At 73.6% G+C, this 15,303-nt stretch carries 13 protein-coding genes; 5 read left to right on the top strand and 8 right to left on the bottom strand.

Annotated features, from left to right (window positions below; all coding sequences use genetic code 11):
• Positions 1-40 precede the first annotated feature (40 nt).
• Positions 41-1,930 carry a DNA helicase RecQ gene (recQ, locus tag O7609_RS08705; RefSeq protein ID WP_269743378.1) on the bottom strand — a complete coding sequence of 630 codons (1,890 nt, stop codon included), beginning with the start codon at positions 1,928-1,930 and terminating at the stop codon, positions 41-43.
• Positions 1,931-2,051: 121 nt separating this feature from the next.
• Entirely contained in the window at positions 2,052-2,951 is a 900-nt protein-coding gene (locus O7609_RS08700; protein WP_269743377.1) for an EamA family transporter, read from the bottom strand.
• A gap of 68 nt (positions 2,952-3,019) precedes the next feature.
• Between O7609_RS08700 and O7609_RS08695 the strand changes: the two genes are divergently transcribed.
• Entirely contained in the window at positions 3,020-3,883 is an 864-nt protein-coding gene (locus O7609_RS08695) for a LysR family transcriptional regulator (protein WP_269743376.1), read from the top strand.
• 55 nt (positions 3,884-3,938) lie between these two features.
• Here the strand turns inward: O7609_RS08695 and O7609_RS08690 are convergent, their stop codons facing one another.
• Entirely contained in the window at positions 3,939-4,325 is a 387-nt protein-coding gene (locus O7609_RS08690) for a hypothetical protein (protein WP_269734366.1), read from the bottom strand.
• 231 nt (positions 4,326-4,556) lie between these two features.
• Between O7609_RS08690 and O7609_RS08685 the strand changes: the two genes are divergently transcribed.
• Positions 4,557-6,680, top strand: a complete 2,124-nt coding sequence (locus O7609_RS08685) for an ATP-binding protein (RefSeq protein WP_269743375.1) — start codon at positions 4,557-4,559, stop codon at positions 6,678-6,680.
• On the opposite strand, the gene O7609_RS08680 is transcribed toward O7609_RS08685, so the two are convergent.
• Entirely contained in the window at positions 6,610-7,983 is a 1,374-nt protein-coding gene (locus tag O7609_RS08680) for a hypothetical protein (protein ID WP_269743374.1), read from the bottom strand. The two genes, O7609_RS08685 and O7609_RS08680, sit on opposite strands and share 71 nt — an antisense overlap.
• 1,040 nt (positions 7,984-9,023) lie before the next feature.
• Here O7609_RS08680 and O7609_RS08675 point away from each other — a divergent pair.
• Entirely contained in the window at positions 9,024-9,365 is a 342-nt protein-coding gene (locus tag O7609_RS08675) for a MerR family transcriptional regulator (protein ID WP_269734363.1), read from the top strand.
• A 39-nt stretch (positions 9,366-9,404) separates the two neighbouring features.
• Here the strand turns inward: O7609_RS08675 and O7609_RS08670 are convergent, their stop codons facing one another.
• The 3 genes from O7609_RS08670 to O7609_RS08660 form a co-directional block, all read right to left on the bottom strand.
• Positions 9,405-9,743: an SCO5918 family protein gene (locus tag O7609_RS08670; protein ID WP_269734362.1), complete on the bottom strand. Its 339-nt coding sequence runs from the start codon at positions 9,741-9,743 to the stop codon at positions 9,405-9,407.
• A 130-nt stretch (positions 9,744-9,873) separates the two neighbouring features.
• Entirely contained in the window at positions 9,874-11,364 is a 1,491-nt protein-coding gene (locus O7609_RS08665) for a DEAD/DEAH box helicase (RefSeq protein ID WP_269734361.1), read from the bottom strand.
• A 273-nt stretch (positions 11,365-11,637) separates the two neighbouring features.
• Complete coding sequence (locus O7609_RS08660; RefSeq protein WP_269734360.1) at positions 11,638-11,841, bottom strand: cold-shock protein; 204 nt, start codon at positions 11,839-11,841, stop codon at positions 11,638-11,640.
• A gap of 427 nt (positions 11,842-12,268) precedes the next feature.
• Here O7609_RS08660 and O7609_RS08655 point away from each other — a divergent pair, with 427 nt between their 5' ends.
• Positions 12,269-13,000, top strand: a complete 732-nt coding sequence (locus tag O7609_RS08655; protein WP_269743373.1) for a ferritin-like domain-containing protein — start codon at positions 12,269-12,271, stop codon at positions 12,998-13,000.
• A 25-nt stretch (positions 13,001-13,025) separates the two neighbouring features.
• Here O7609_RS08655 and O7609_RS08650 read toward each other — a convergent pair whose 3' ends face one another.
• Positions 13,026-14,624 carry a LuxR C-terminal-related transcriptional regulator gene (locus O7609_RS08650; RefSeq protein ID WP_269743372.1) on the bottom strand — a complete coding sequence of 533 codons (1,599 nt, stop codon included), beginning with the start codon at positions 14,622-14,624 and terminating at the stop codon, positions 13,026-13,028.
• Between O7609_RS08650 and O7609_RS08645 the strand changes: the two genes are divergently transcribed.
• Complete coding sequence (locus O7609_RS08645; RefSeq protein WP_269743371.1) at positions 14,594-14,899, top strand: dihydrofolate reductase family protein; 306 nt, start codon at positions 14,594-14,596, stop codon at positions 14,897-14,899. The two genes, O7609_RS08650 and O7609_RS08645, sit on opposite strands and share 31 nt — an antisense overlap.
• The last annotated feature ends 404 nt before the right edge of the window (positions 14,900-15,303 follow it).

Here is a 15,303-nt window from a genome sequence, read left to right as displayed (position 1 = left end):
CGCGCCGCCGCGTGTCCGGGGCCGCGCGGGCCCTCCGCCGTCAGCCCTCGTCGTCCACCGAGGCATCCGGGACCGTCGGCTCCGCGGTGTCCCGCCCGGCCAGCACGTCCAGCACCGCCTGCCCGAACTTCGCCAGCTTGTTCTCCCCGACGCCGCCGACCGAGCCCAGCTCCGTCAGCGAGCCCGGCATCCGGGTGGCGATCTCCCGCAGCGTCGCGTCGTGGAAGACGACGTAGGCCGGGATGCCCTGCTCCTTCGCCGTCGCCGCCCGCCAGGCGCGCAGCGCCTCGAACCGCGGCACGGCCTCCTCCGGCAGCTCCACGGCCGCCGCCTTCCGGCCGCCGCCCCCGGAGCCCTTCGCCCCGCCGGCGGACTTCGCCGCGGCCACCGCCTTCGGGTCCTCCCGCAGCGGCACCTCCCGGCGGCCGCCCAGCACCTCGGCGCTCGCCTCCGTCAGCACCAGCGTGCCGTACTCGCCCTCGACGGCCAGCAGGCCCGTCGCCACCAGCTGCCGCACCACCGAGCGCCACTGCGCCTCGCCCAGCTCCGTCCCCACCCCGAAGACCCTCAGGGCGTCATGGTCGAACTGGATCACCTTCGCCGTCTTGCGGCCCAGCAGGATGTCGACGATCTGCCCGGCGCCGAACTTCTGGCCCCGTTCCCGCTTCAGCCGCACCACCGTGGACAGCACCTTCTGCGCCGCCACCGTGCCGTCCCACGTCTTCGGCGGCGTCAGGCACGTGTCGCAGTTCCCGCACGGCCCGCTCTCCTCGCCGAAGTAGGCCAGGAGCCGCACCCGGCGGCACTCCACCGTCTCGCACAGCGCCAGCATCGCGTCCAGATGGGCCGACAGCCGCCGCCGGTGCGCCTCGTCCCCCGGGCCGACGTCGATGAGCTTGCGCTGCTGCACCACGTCCTGGAGCCCGTAGGCCAGCCAGGCCGTCGACGGCAGCCCGTCCCGCCCGGCCCGGCCCGTCTCCTGGTAGTAGCCCTCGATCGACTTCGGCAGGTCCAGGTGGGCCACGAAGCGCACGTCCGGCTTGTCGATCCCCATGCCGAACGCGATCGTCGCCACCACGACCAGCCCGTCCTCGCGCAGGAACCGGGCCTGGTGCTCCGCCCGCACCGCCGGGTCCAGCTTCGCGTGGTACGGCACCGCCTCGATGCCCTGCTGCGTCAGCCACTCCGCCGTCTTCTCCACCGAGGACCGGGAAAGGCAGTAGACGATGCCCGCGTCCCCCTCGTGCTCGGCGCGCAGGAGCTTCAGCAGCTGCTTCTTCGGCTCGCCCTTGGGCACGACGCGGTACTGGATGTTCGGCCGGTCGAAGCTCGCCACGAAGTGCCGGGCGTCCTGGAGCTTGAGCCGGGAGGCGATCTCCGCGTGCGTGGCCTCCGTGGCCGTCGCCGTCAGCGCGATCCGCGGCACCTGCGGCCAGCGCTCGTGCAGCTCCGAGAGCGCCAGGTAGTCCGGCCGGAAGTCGTGCCCCCACTGCGCCACGCAGTGCGCCTCGTCGATGGCGAACAGCGAGATCTCGCCCCGGTCCAGCAGCCGCAGCGTCGACTCGACGCGGAGCCGCTCCGGCGGCAGATACAGCAGATCGATCTCCCCGGCCAGGAACTCCGCCTCGACCAGGCGCCGCTCCTCGAAGTCCTGCGTGGAGTTGAGGAACCCGGCGCGGACGCCCAGCGCCCGCAGGGCGTCCACCTGGTCCTGCATGAGTGCGATCAGCGGGGAGACGACGACGCCGACCCCCTCCCGCACGAGCGCCGGCACCTGGTAGCACAGGGACTTCCCGCCGCCCGTCGGCATCAGGACCAGCGCGTCCCCGCCCCCGGAGACGTGCTCGATGATCTCCTGCTGCTGCCCGCGGAAGGTGTCGTACCCGAAAACGCGGTTCAGGACGTCGAGGGGACTGCGCTGATCGGCCATCCGCCCATGCTAAGAGCGCCCCACGACACCCGTGCACCACATCCGGCCACCCGCCCCCGCCGGGCCCGCCCCACCGTGCCCTCGGCGTCGGCTCAGCCCGCCGGCGGTGCGCCCCGGGCGATCAGCGGCGCGCCATGCGGACCGCGCCCGCGCTCGCCAGGACCACCAGGGCGATGGCCACGCACTGCGCCCAGGACAGCTCCTGCCCCAGGATGAGGAAGCCCGCCGTCGCGGCCAGGGCGGGGGCCAGGCTCATGAGCACCGCGAACGTCGCCGCGGGCAGCCTGCGCAGGGCGAGCAGCTCCAGGGCGTAGGGGATGCCGGAGGAGAGGACCGCGATCGCCAGGCCCGGAGCGAGCACGGCGGGCTCCAGCAGCGTCCCGCCCGCGGACGCGACGCCCAGGGGCAGGCTGAGCAGCGCGGCGACGGCCATCGCGATCGCCAGGCCGTCCAGCCTCGGGAAGCGTGCCCCCGCCCGCGCGTTGAGGAGGATGTACGCGGCCCACATCACTCCGGCCCCCAGGGCGAAGGCCACTCCCGCGCCGTTGAGCCGGCCGAAGTCGCCCTGGCCCAGCAGGTAGACCCCGGTCAGGGCGAGCCCCGCCCACAGCAGGCTGGCGGCGCGGCGCGAGGTGACGACCGACAGCAGGAGCGGGCCGAGGACCTCCAGGGTCACCGCCGGGCCCAGCGGGATACGGTCGATCGCCTGGTAGAAGAGGATGTTCATACCGCCGAGTGCCAGGCCGAAGCCGCAGGCCACCGCCCAGTCGGCGCGTGTGTAGCCGCGCAGCCGGGGCCGGGTGACGACCAGCAGCAGCAGAGCGGCGAACGTCACCCGCAGCGCCACCGTGCCGAGCGCTCCCGCCCGGGGGAACAGCAGCGACGCGAAGGCGGAGCCGAACTGGACGGACACCGCCCCGAGCAACACCAGACCGACGCCGCCGAGGCTTCCGTACCCGGCGGCGCGACGTCGCAGGAGGGGTGCGGCCGTGGCCGATGCGTCTCTCACCGTGGTCGTCATGGTTCCACGCTATGAAGCGGGTCGCGCGCTGTGAAATGCCGATTCCCCGGCGGTTATGCTTCTGACGCATGACCATCGAGCTGCGACACCTGCGGGCCTTCCTCGCCATCGCAGAGGCGGGCAACGTCACCCGTGCCGCCGCCCGCCTGCACGTCAGTCAGCCCGCCCTCTCCCGCACCCTGCGCCGCCTAGAGGACCACCTGGGCACCCGCCTCGTCGACCGCTCCACCCACCACCTGGAGCTCACCCCCGAGGGGCACACCTTCCGCGACAAGGCCGCCGCGGCCCTCACCGCCTTCGAGAACGCCGTCGACCCCGCGGGCCTGCGCCGCTGGCCGCTGCGCGTCGGCCACAACTGGGCGGCCCTCGGCGACCACACCATCCCGCTCCTGCGCCGCTGGGACGAGAACCGCCCCGACGTGCCCCTCGAACTGCTCCGCATCGACGAGCACACGGCCGGTCTCGCCCAGGGCAGGGTCGACGCCGCCCTGCTGCGCGGCACCGTCCAGCCGCCCGGCTGCCGCACCGAGCCGCTGCTGTGGGAGGAGCGGGTCGTCGTCATGCCCGCGGACAACCCGCTGGCCGCCCGCCCCCGCGTCACCCTCGCCGACCTCACCCCGCACCCGATCGCCCTCAACACCGTCTTCGGCACCACGACGCTCGACCTGTGGCCGCCCTCGGCCCGTCCCACCGCCACCATCGAGGTGGGCAACACCGACGAGTGGCTTCTCGCGATCGCCGCCGGCCGCGCCCTCGGCGTCACCACCTCGGCCACCCCGAGCAACCACGCCCACCCCGCGCTCGTCTACCGCCCGCTCGTGGACGCGCCCCCCGTCCCCGTCGTCCTCGCCTGGCGGGACGGCGCCGGCCACCCGGCCCTCCCCGAGTTCGTCGCCCTCACCCACGCCGTCCTCGCCACCGAGGCCGGCTGAGCGTGCCCCCGTCGTGACCGGCGCCCCGACGGGACGCCTCCCGGGCGGCCGCCCGCTACCAGCCCCCGCCGAACAGCGGTTGCAGGGTCGCCACCAGGCCGGACGTCACCGCGAACACGCCGCCCACGCTGGCCAGGCCGGTGCTCGCGTCCTGGAAGAGCTCCTGCCGGAGCTGCGCCCAACGGGAGCTCCAGAACACCATCCTGAACTTCTGCCACCTGTGCTGACGCAGATGGCAGCCCATCAGCGCGCCGCGGCTGTTGTTGCGGCACGCCCCATCGCGCCCGGTCGCCCCGCACCACACGGGTACGTTGAAGAAGAAGTAGAAGCTGCACACACCGGACAGCACGACGAGTGCGACCGGACCGACATCGAGGCTCAACCAGCCGGCGACCAGGACGGCGAAGACGACCCAGCCCCAGTACTTCCCGAATCCCTTCATGGAAGCCAATGATCCGGCGGTGACGTGCGCCGCGGATCGGCGCGGGAGGGGGCGCACCGGAGTGAACCGGTGCCGGCGGTGCGGTGCCGTGGGCCGGTCCGGACGGCGCGGCCGGACCGGTGAGGCTGCCGTAAGCCGAACCGGCGGACGGGGCCGGAAAGTTGCCCCGGGGCGCCGTCGCGGCGATACAGTCCGGCCAGAGCCGGGTCGGGGACCAGGGGAGGGCCGGACGTGCTGGAGATCGTGGCGGTGGGCGCGCTCACCGCGTTCCTCACCCAGGTGGCGAACGGCGCCGCCGGGGAGATGGGCAAGCAACTGCTCCAGTCGACGGGCGCCCTGGTGCGCCGGACCATGGGCCGGGAGACACCGCTCCCGGAGAGCGCGGAGGGCCGGCGCACCCTCGCGGGCCAGATGCACGCCCGCATGGCCCGGGACCCGCGGCAGGCGGGTGAGTGGTCGCTCCTCGTGCGGGGGCTCTCGGAGCAGGCGCTGACGCTCTCCCCGGGGCGCGGACTGCCCCCGGCGCCACGGGACTTCACCAACCGTCAGCGCGTGCTGAGGCAGTTGGGGCGGGAGGCCACGCGTCCCGCCGCCGGACGGCCCCGCGTCGCGCTGCTGTACGGCCCGCCGGGCATCGGCACGACCGCCGTGGCCCTCCACCTCGGCGCGGCCCACTACGCCCGGTTCCCCGACGGGCAGTTCTACGTCGACCTGCGCGACGCGGCGCGCGACACCGGGCCGGAGCCCGGCGTCGTCCTGCTGCGTCTCCTGCGGGAGATGGGCGTGGAGCCGGAGCGCGTCCCGCCCACCGAGGAGGGCCGGGAAGAGCTCTACCGGACGCTCACCGCCGACCGCAGAGCACTCGTGGTGGTCGACCACGCGTCCTCCCTCGCCCAGGTGCGTAACCTGATCCCGGCCACGCCCGAGGTCTTCCTGCTGGTCGTCGTCTCCGGCCCGCCCTTCGCGCTGGAGGCCGAACGCGTCCCCGTCCCGCCGCTGAGCGACCGGTACGCCGTGCGCATGCTGCGGACGGTCGCGGGGCGGGAGGACACCGCGCTCGCCAAGCCGCAGATCCGGCAACTGCTGCACCACTGCGGGGGCAACCCCCTCGCCCTGAAGACCGCCGCTTCCGGGCTGCTGCGGGCCGGGGACGGCCCCGCCCCGGAGCCGTCCCCCGGAGCGACCGGCCGCCCCGCGCTCCCGGGCCCGGCCGGGGACGCCCACCGACGCCTGCGGCCACAGGCGGCACGCCTGTGCGGGCTGACGGCGCTGGGCGGATGGCCGTCCGTCGACGCGCGCCTCGCCGCCGCCGCGGGAGCCGTCACCGAGCGGGAGGCCGGCCGGCTGCTCGCGGAGGCCGCCGACGTCCACCTGCTGGAACCGCGGCCCGACGGCCGCTACCGCTTCCGCCCCGAGGCGCGCCGCCTCCTGGCCGACCGGGCCGCCGCGGAGCACGGTGCCGCCGCGTGCGCCGCGGCCACCGAGCGCGTGCTCGACACCCTGCTGCGACGCGCCCGGCACGCCGCACACGCCGCCCTCCCGCAGAGCTGGCGCACCGAACCGGCGCCCGACGACGAGAGCCCCCACGCCGACGAGGCGGAGGGCGTGGCCGCGCTGGCGGCCGACGTGGACAACCTCGTCCGCGCGGTCTTCGTGGCCGAAGAACACGGACACCTCGACACGGGCCTGCGCCTGGCCCGCGCCCTGTGGCCGCTACAGCTCAAGGCCGGGTACTGGGACGAGGCGCTGCCCGCGCTACGCGTGGCCGTGCGCTGGGCCGGCGAACACCGGCCGGACACCCGGATGGCGGGCGCGCTGCACTTCCAGCTCGCCCACTGCCTCGGCGCACTGGAACGCTGGGAGGAGGCCGAGGGCGCCGCCCGCGCCGCCGTCGCGACCGAACGCGCGGCCGGACACCTGCGCGGCGAGGCGTCGTCGGTGGAGTTCCTGGGCCTGCTGAGCCTGTACCAGTGGCGGTACGAGGCGGCGTACGAGCGGTTCGTCGAGTCGGAGCGGCTCTACCGGAACATCACCGAGGGCCAGGAGGGCGCCGCGGACCGAGCGCGCGCCCTTGCCCTCTCCGAGCGCCACCAGGGACGCGCCCTGCGCGGCATGGGGCGGCCGGCTGAGGCCGGGGACGCCCTGGAGTCCGCCGTGGACTTCTTCGCCCGCCGGGGCGAGGCGTACAACCAGGCCCGCGCCCTCACCGATCTCGCCGAGACACTCCACGACGCCGGCGACGACGCCGCGGCCCTGACGCGGATCACCGAGGCGGAACGCCTGCTCAGCCCGGTGGCGGCTCCGCATCTGCGCTATCTGGCCAACCTGCGGCTCCGCTGCCGGCCCCCGGGGTGACCGGCTCCACGGTCACGGGATGCACGCCGCCCGCCACCCGCGCCCGCAGCGTGACGCCCCGCGACGGCACGACCCCGCCCGCCGTCAGCCAGGCGTACAGGGCCGACGCGTACACCGCCGGGTCCGCGTCCGCGCCCGGCCCGGCCGACAGCCGGAACGAGTCGTTCTCCCCGGTCCGCGCCCCGGTCCGCACGCCGGTCCGCACGGTGCAGGCGTCCGGCCCGGTCACATAGGCGGCGAGCGCGCAGTGCGGATGCCGACCCAGCACCTCCGCCGTCCACGGGCCGGGCCCGCCCAGCCGCGGGTCGTCCGGCGCCCCGTCCCGGAGGACGACGTCGGCCACCTCCAGCTCACCGGGGTCCCGGGTGTCCTCGTGGACGGCGAGATGGGCTTCCCCCTCGACGTCCCGGAAGGGCGCGGTGGACCGCTCGACGACGACGTCCACCCCCTGGACCCGCGTCCGGACGTACAGCGGAGCCGTACGCCGCGGCGGGTCGTGGGGCGGCAGGGGCAGCGGCTCCAGCAGGGCGCGCGCCTCGGGTTCCGGAAGCTCCATGAGCGCGTAGAAGTGCCGGCGCAGCAACGCCGCCGCGGCTCCCGGAGCCGAGGTGACGTACGCGGCCGCACCGGCCCCGGGCGGGGGCTCGGCCAGGAGCTTGTCCACCTGCTCGCGCAGCGGCCCGTGCGGGGCGAGCCGTGGCGCCTCCCGCACGAACGCGGCCAGCGGGGCCTCCGGGTCCAGCCGGCCCCGCCCGTCTGCGGCCAGCAGCACGGGGACGCCCAGGGCCGCCGCGTAGTAGGAGACGGCGCCGAAGTCCCCCAGGACCACGTCCGCCGCCAGCAGGGCCTGCCGCCACCCGTGCACCGGGTCGACCGGCGTCAGCCCGCCGCGCCGGGCCCGGTCCAGCCAGGCCCTGATCTGCCCCGGACCGTGCCCGTACCAGATGTTGGGGTGCAGCACGGCCGCCAACCGGTAGTCGTCGGCGGGCAGCTCGGCGCCGAGCCGGGGGAGCAGGCCGGGGAGCACGTCCGTCTCGCCCCCGTCGCCGAAGAGTCCCTCGGAGTTCCAGGTGGAGTTGAGCACCACCAGCCGCTGCCCGCGGCGCACTCCCAGGGCACGCCGGAACCGCTCCCGGTGCCGCCGGGCCGCCAGCATGCGGTCGAAACACGGGTCGCCCGCGAGTACGGCCGCCCCCTCGGCCTCCGGGCAGGCCCGGCGCAGCCGCTCCAGCTGCTCTGGGTGGGACAGCACGAGGGCGTCCACGAACGGTTCCCCGTCCGCCAGCAGCCATTCTCGCGACAACCCGAACGTCGGTTCGCGGTTCGCGGTTCGCGGTTCGCGGTTCGCGGTTCGCGGTTCGCGGTTCGCGGTTCGCGGTTCGCGGTTCGCGGTTCGCGGTTCGCGGTTCGGTCAGCCTCTTAGTGTATCCAACCCCATGCGAAAGGACGGCCAACTTGCCTTGTATGCGCGAGAGTTGGCCACCAAAGCTTGCGGACACCGCGAGGTCGACCGACGTCGACAACGCCTGCTCCCAGGGCAACACAGGAAGCCCCCATTCGGCGAAGAGTTCCCGCACCCCCGCCTGAAACGCCGACGAACCCGTCGATGTGACCAACAACTGCACCCGGAAGTCGTCGTGGAACAGCGGCAGAACATCCAGCAGCCGCCCCGCCGAGGTGACGTTGTGGACGACCAGCAGCACGCGGCGGCACCCCGCCCGGCTCGCCCACCGACCGGCGCCCTCACCCACCGGCACACGGATCGGCAGGGGCTCGACTGACCCCACTGCTCATCTCCCGGGCGTACGATCTGCTCTCCCCGGCCACCCTAAGCGCGCGGGGATCTCCTCACGCACGGCGGGGCGCGCAATGCGGCGGCTCTCCCGAAGGGCGACGCCGGACGCCGGAAGCCGGTCCCCGGCCGGTGGGCCGGCCCGACGCGCCGACCCACGTACCCGGCAGGCGCGCGGAGCCGTCCGGGAAATCTGTCATGGCTGCTGTAGAGACGCGCTCGCGGCGGGGCTAATCTATTGGCAGACAGGAAGCCCCGACGCGACGGCGGGGCGGTGGGGCCGCAGTAGGCTTGGGCCGCCTCGTCCGCCCGCCGGGTGCCGAGCCGGGTGGCTGGTGGAGCTACGCAGCAGGAGACGGAGAGGGCAGGAGGCGCACGTCGCAGTCACGCAGCGGTGACCCCCACCCCGCTCCCAGGCCGTCGAAGGCTGGTGGGCGACCAGAGGGCCGTCGCCGCGGCGGATGGGTGGACGAGCTGGCCGATGCCCCCAGAAACCGCTGGTGACGTAGGCACCAGGGCCCCGCGACGCGTTCCCCCAGCAGAGGTGCAGATTGACCGCAGACACACCGCTCGACCGTCTCGACGACGACGACTATCCCGCATACACGATGGGGCGGGCGGCGGAGATGCTCGGCACCAGCCCCGCCTTCCTGCGAGCCCTCGGTGAAGCCCGGCTGATCACGCCGCTGCGCTCCGAGGGCGGCCATCGCCGCTACTCGCGCTACCAGCTCCGCATCGCCGCCCGCGCCCGCGAGATGGTCGACCAGGGCACGTCCATCGAGGCCGCTTGCCGCATCGTCATCCTGGAGGACCAGCTGGAAGAGGCGCGGCGCATCAACGACGAACTGCGTCGGCGCGGTGATGCCGGGGCCGGCCCCACGACGGACGGCTGACCTGCCCCGTCACGGCGTACGGCAGCCCCGGGCCGCGGTTCACCAGCCCTGGTCCGTGACCTCCCGGCGGTCGGACGGGTCGGGGGTACCGAGCATCGCGGAAGCCCGCTGAAGCGGGTCGGCGGCCTCCGGGACGGCGTCCTTGGGCGTGGTACGGCAGGTGAAGCCGAGCTGGGCCATGGCCTTGAGGACTTCGCGCGCGCTGAAATCGCGGCGGTCCTGGCGGGTGATGACCTCGCCGACCTGCATGGTGGGGTAGCTGCGGCGCCCGATGATCACGGAGTCGCCGGTGACCGGCTCGGGCTTGACGCCCTTCATCGACTCCAGCACGCCACTCTTGGTGAGCTCGAACGGGAAGCGGGCGATGACACAGCGCATGATGCCTCACAAGGGTGGAAGGACGGGGGCGGCGGGGCGGACGAGGTCGCCCGGGGCGTTCCTGCGGGGACGCACGGGCAGGGCCAGGGGATGACTCCTCGCGAGCGGGTTCGGCTCTTCCGGGGTGGTTCTATGCTCTCGCGCCGGCGGCGGACCGACGTGCGGATGTAGGCCGGCCGGCCGAAGCCGGACGGCGCCGGCCGCGTGCGGGACCGCCGCGCTGGGGCGGCTTGGCCACGGGCGCGGAGACGACGACCGGTATGCCGGACGGGGCCTGGGCACCGGTGATGCGGCGCAGGGCCTCCGAGCCCGCCCGGACCTGGGTCGTCCGCGGGGTGATGCTGGCCATCGCCATGACGCGGGACACGGTGCGGCGCTGCTCCGGGGTGACCAGGGTGACGACGCTGCCGGACTCACCGGCCCGGGCCGTGCGGCCACTGCGGTGGAGATAGTCCTTGTGGTCGATCGGGGGATCGACGTTGACGACGAGGTCGAGGCTGTCGACGTGGATGCCCCGCGCGGCCACGTTGGTGGCCACCAGCACGCTGACGTGACCGTCCTTGAACTGCGTCAGCGTCCGGGTGCGCTGGGGTTGCGACTTGCCCCCGTGCAGGGCCGCGGCCCGCACCCCGCTCTTCAGGAGGTGCTTGGTGAGCCGGTCGACGGCGTGCTTCGTGTCCAGGAACATGATCACGCGACCGTCACGTGCGGCGATCTCGGTGGTCGTGGCGTGCTTGTCGTCACCGTGGACGTGGAGCACGTGGTGCTCCATCGTCGTGACCGCGCCCGCGGACGGGTCGACGGAGTGCACGACGGGATCGCTGAGATAGCGGCGCACGAGCAGGTCGACGTTGCGGTCCAGGGTGGCGGAGAACAGCATGCGCTGGCCTTCCGGGCGGACCTGGTCGAGCAGGGCGGTGACCTGCGGCATGAACCCCATGTCCGCCATCTGGTCCGCTTCGTCCAGAACGGTGGCGGAGACCTGGCCCAGACGGCAGTCGCCGCGCTCGATGAGGTCCTTGAGCCGTCCGGGGGTGGCGACGACGATCTCGACACCGCCGCGCAGCGCGCCGGCCTGTCGTCCGATCGACATCCCTCCCACGACCGTGGCCAGCCGCAGACCCACCGAGCGGGCGTACGGCGTCAGGGCGTCGGTGACCTGCTGTGCCAGCTCACGGGTGGGGACGAGGACCAGGCCCAGCGGCTGCCGGGGCTCGGCGCGCCGCCCGGCGGTGCGGGCCAGCAGGGCGAGCCCGAAGGCGAGGGTCTTGCCGGAACCGGTGCGCCCCCGGCCGAGGACGTCGCGTCCGGCCAGGGAGTTCGGCAGCGTCGCGGCCTGGATCGGGAACGGGACGGTCACACCCTGCGAACCGAGCGCGGCCAGCAGCTCGGGGGGCATGTCGAGATCGGCGAAGTGCGTCACTGCGGGCAGTGCGGGGGTGAGCGTCTTCGGGAGAGCGAAATCACCCTGAGCCGTGCCCGGGCCGCGCCCGTGCCCCTTGGACCGGGCCGGTCCGCCGCTTCGGCTCGGGGCCGACGACCGGAAGCGGTTGCCGTTCTTCCCCCCGGCGGCGCCCTTCCGGCCCCGGGCCGAGCGGTTGTCCGTGCGGGTGCGGTTCATGCGGAACCTTCCTCGATGCGGCACGTATCAAGGAATTCCCACAGCCGGAAGCCGCCCAGAGAATTGCAAGTACAGGCCGAATGGAACGCGTAAGCAGATCGTGCGCTGCAATACGGTCTGGCGGGGATGTATTTCATCCCGGAAGGGAAATCCACGTGGATTGTCCACGGATTCCCCATGCGCGTCCTCAGGTGAGGACCCGCGGGGGAGCGTACGCAGTCGGGGCCCGCACCCCAAAGGATGCGGGCCCCAACCGGACAGTACGCGTCAGCGTCAGGCGGTGACGATGTTCTCGGCCGTCGGGCCCTTCTGGCCCTGCGCGACGTCGAAGCTCACCTTCTGGCCCTCGAGCAGCTCACGGAAGCCCTGGGCGGCGATGTTCGAGTAGTGGGCGAACACGTCGGGGCCGCCGCCGTCCTGCTCGATGAAGCCGAAACCCTTTTCCGAGTTGAACCACTTCACGGTGCCAGTAGCCATGTTTTTCTCCTTCGGGGCAGTCAATCGGTGCCCGTACCGCACGGACACCGCGTCGCCGCGATGATCACCCCGCCGGAAAAGACCGGTGTCAAAAGCACTTCCAGTGGCGTAAGAGCCGACCGTGAAGAACCTGGAATTCGGGAACCACAACTGCAACTGGGTCAACGCTAGCACGTCGCGGCGCCCTGTGTGCAGGGAATCATTTCGGCCCTTCGTCGTTGCAGGGAAACTACCCGCACCCTCGGTCAAACCCTCACCCCGCGAGTGCAGATATCCGTGACCCACGGACCGTGCCGACCGGAAATTCCGGCTCCCCCCACAGGGGCCTGACCGCCCTCCAACGGCCTGGGGGGAACGGCCCACCCCCGCCTCGCGTCGTCCCTCTCCGGGGGCACGGCGGCCGTGCCCCCGGAGAGGGAGGGACCAGGTGAACCCAGGGGACTTCGCCCAGTGGACACGGCGGTTCGAGGACGAGCGGGCGCGCAGGCGCGCCCAGGGCGACCCGGACTGGACGCGGAGGGCGACGCTGCATCCGGCGGTGTGGGCCGGCATCCAGCGCTTCCAGGTCGGCGAGGACGGTGACGGCGCGAACCTCATCGCCAAGGCCGACGAGGCCGGAGACGACGACTACGCCCAGGCGGTCCGGCTCTTCGTCGCGGAGGAACAGAACCACGCCCGCCTCCTCGCCCGCCTCCTGGCCGCAGGCGGCATGCCGACGTTGACCGGCCACTGGAGCGACAGGGCCTTCGTGCGGCTGCGGCGCCTCATGGGCCTGCGCCTGGAGCTGCTGGTGCTGATGATCGCGGAGGTGGTGGCGCTGCGCTACTACCGAGCCCTGCGCGACGGCACCGACGACCCGCTCACCACGGAGGTGGCCGGGCGCATCCTCTCCGACGAGGAGCGCCACGTGCCGTTCCACTGCGAGCGGCTGCACGCCTCCCTGGCGGAGCTGCCCCGTGCGACGCGCCGCCCGGTGATGGCCCTGTGGCGACTCCTCCTGCTCGCGGCCTCCCTCGTCGTCGCCGCCGACCACGGCCCGGCATTGCGGCGGCTCGGCGTCGGCCGGCTGCCCTTCGTGTCCGACGTCACCGCCTCGGCCACCGCGGTCGTCGCCGCCGTCCTGACACCCCGTCCGGACGCCTCCGCGAGCGTGCGCTGACGGTAGGAGCCCGGCGCCAGCCCTTTCAGGGCGCGACGGCCCGGCCGGCGGCCGCCGGAAAGGCGGCGAGCCCGGTCCGGTTCGCTACGCCGAGTTTTGCGTAGAGGTGAGCGAGGTGGGTCTTGACCGTGCTGCGGCTCATGAACAGCCGTGCCGCGATCTGCGGGTTGTTGAGGCCCTCGGCCGCCAGCCGGGCGACGGTCAGCTCCGTCGGCGTGAGGCTCCCCCAGCCGCTGGCAGGGCGGCCCCGGGCCCCGCGGGCCCGCCGGGCGTAGGCGACGGCCTCGTCGGGCGACAGCGCGGCTCCCTCGGCCCACGCGGCCGGGAAACCCGCGCCGAGCTCGTCCCGGAGTGCCGCCAGGGTGGCGTCGTACCCGCGTCGACCGCCTGGCCGCCGGGGCAGTCCCATGACCTCATGCGCCCGGTCACCGGCGGCCAGGACCCGTACGGTCGCCGGCGCCGCCATGGCCGGGGCGAGCGACTCCAGGCTGTCCGGCCAGTACATCCGCAGACCGTGGTCGAGGCGGATCGCCAGCGCCTCGTGGCGGAGGCTGATGTCGCCGGTGAGATGGCCTTGTTGCTCAAGCGCGTCGGCCAGGGTCCGTGGCATGCCGAGCCTGCGCGCCGCGTCCGTCGCGCGGTCGAGTTCGTCACGGGCCGCCTCGATCCGCCCGGCGAGCCGCAGTGCCTCGCCGTAGCCCACGTGCATCTGAGCCGCCAGGTAGGTGGGGGCTCCGTGGTCCGTCTGCCGCACATCGCGCTCGAACCAGCGCAGGGCGCCGTCGAGATCGCCGTCGGCCAGGCACAACCGCCCCAGCGTCAGGGCCGCTCCGGGCACGAAGACGTCGGTGTCGGCGTCGCCCACGAGCCTGCGGACCGGCCGTACGGCGTCGTGCGCGCCCGCCGGGTCGCCCGAAGCGACCAGGGCGTTGGCGAGCGCACCGCGCGCGATGCCCACCCGCAGGTAGTCGTGCAGGGGCTCGGCGAGTTCGAGCGCGTCCTCGGCCGAACGTCGCGCGTCGGCCGGCCGTCCGCGCACGAGCGAGGTGGCGGAGAGGAAGGCGAGCGCCGTCGAGGCGATGCCCGGGTGCCGGCCCTGCAGTCCGTCGACCGCGCTCTCCAGCAGGGAGCACGCCTCGTCGTGGCGGTCCTGCAGGTGCCGGATCATCCCTTGCATGCCCACCTGGGCGTGGACGAACAACGCGTCGCCCGCGGCCCGTGCGGAGCGGACGGCCTGGGTGGTGAGCTCCCAGGCGGCCTCGAAGTCGGTGTAGAACCGGCCCACCGAGGCGAGCGAGAGACACGGGCCACGCAGTTCCTCGTCGCCGTGCTCGGTGGCCAGCTCAAGGGCCTGCCGGGCCAGGCCGTGCTCCTGGTCGAGCGGGCTCGCGGTGTCCACGACCAGGGCCAGCCCGGTGAGCAGCCGTGCCTGGAGGTGTCCGCGGTCGCTCGGGGCCCGCCCGAGCGCACGCCGCAGGAACCCGACGCCTTCGAGCCCGTTCCGGTGCAGGTGCCAGAGCCAGGGCAGCTCCGCGCCCAGCCGCCGGCCGGGCGCGGGGTCGTCGGCGGCGAGTCCCCAGAGTGACCCACCGCGTGCCGGACGGCTGGCCGCGCGAGGACGCACCCTTCACGTCCGCCACCGACGGGGTGGCCAAAGCCGTGGAGCAGGCCAAGGAACTCGCCGGCGACGGAGACGTCGCCATCGCCACGCCGTCCATCACCCGACAGTGCCTCAACCTCGGCCTGATCGACGTGATCGCGGTCGACCTCGTGCCGGTGCTGCTGGGCAAGGGCGTCCCCTTCTTCTCCGGACTCGACGGCACGCCCACCAAGCTGGACACCCCCACGGTGGTCGAAGCCGACGGCGTCACTCACCTCCACTACCGCGTCCGCCACTGACACGGCGCCCTTCACCGCGCGACGGGCGCCGGGCCCGCGAACCGCCGCGGCCAGGACCCCACTTCGGCGGGGATGGATGATCAACCCGCGAACGTCACAGGCCACCTGGGAACCTTCCCAGGTGGCCTTTCGCGCTGGTGCCCCCGGCAGGATTCGAACCTGCGACACCCGCTTTAGGAGTGGGATTGGATCCTTGCCAGGGGGTGCCTTGCGCTGTCACCCGGTGCTGTTTCTCCTGGTCAGGACTGCGTGGCAAGCCATGTGATCCGACTCATGCCGACCTGTATCAGGTAGTCCGCTCACGCATCGCTCACGCACCTGAGGTACCTCGGTGTCGTGCTGGCGCATCCCCACCTCGCTGTAGTGGAGTCTGTGGCGCCCGGTTCGTTCTCGCCATCTTCCAA

The sequence above is a fragment of the Streptomyces sp. WMMC1477 genome, assembly GCF_027460245.1.
Classification (GTDB): Bacteria; Actinomycetota; Actinomycetes; order Streptomycetales; family Streptomycetaceae; genus Streptomyces.
The sequence above is the reverse complement of the archived record's forward strand: the minus strand, read 5'-3'. Positions and strand labels throughout refer to the sequence as shown.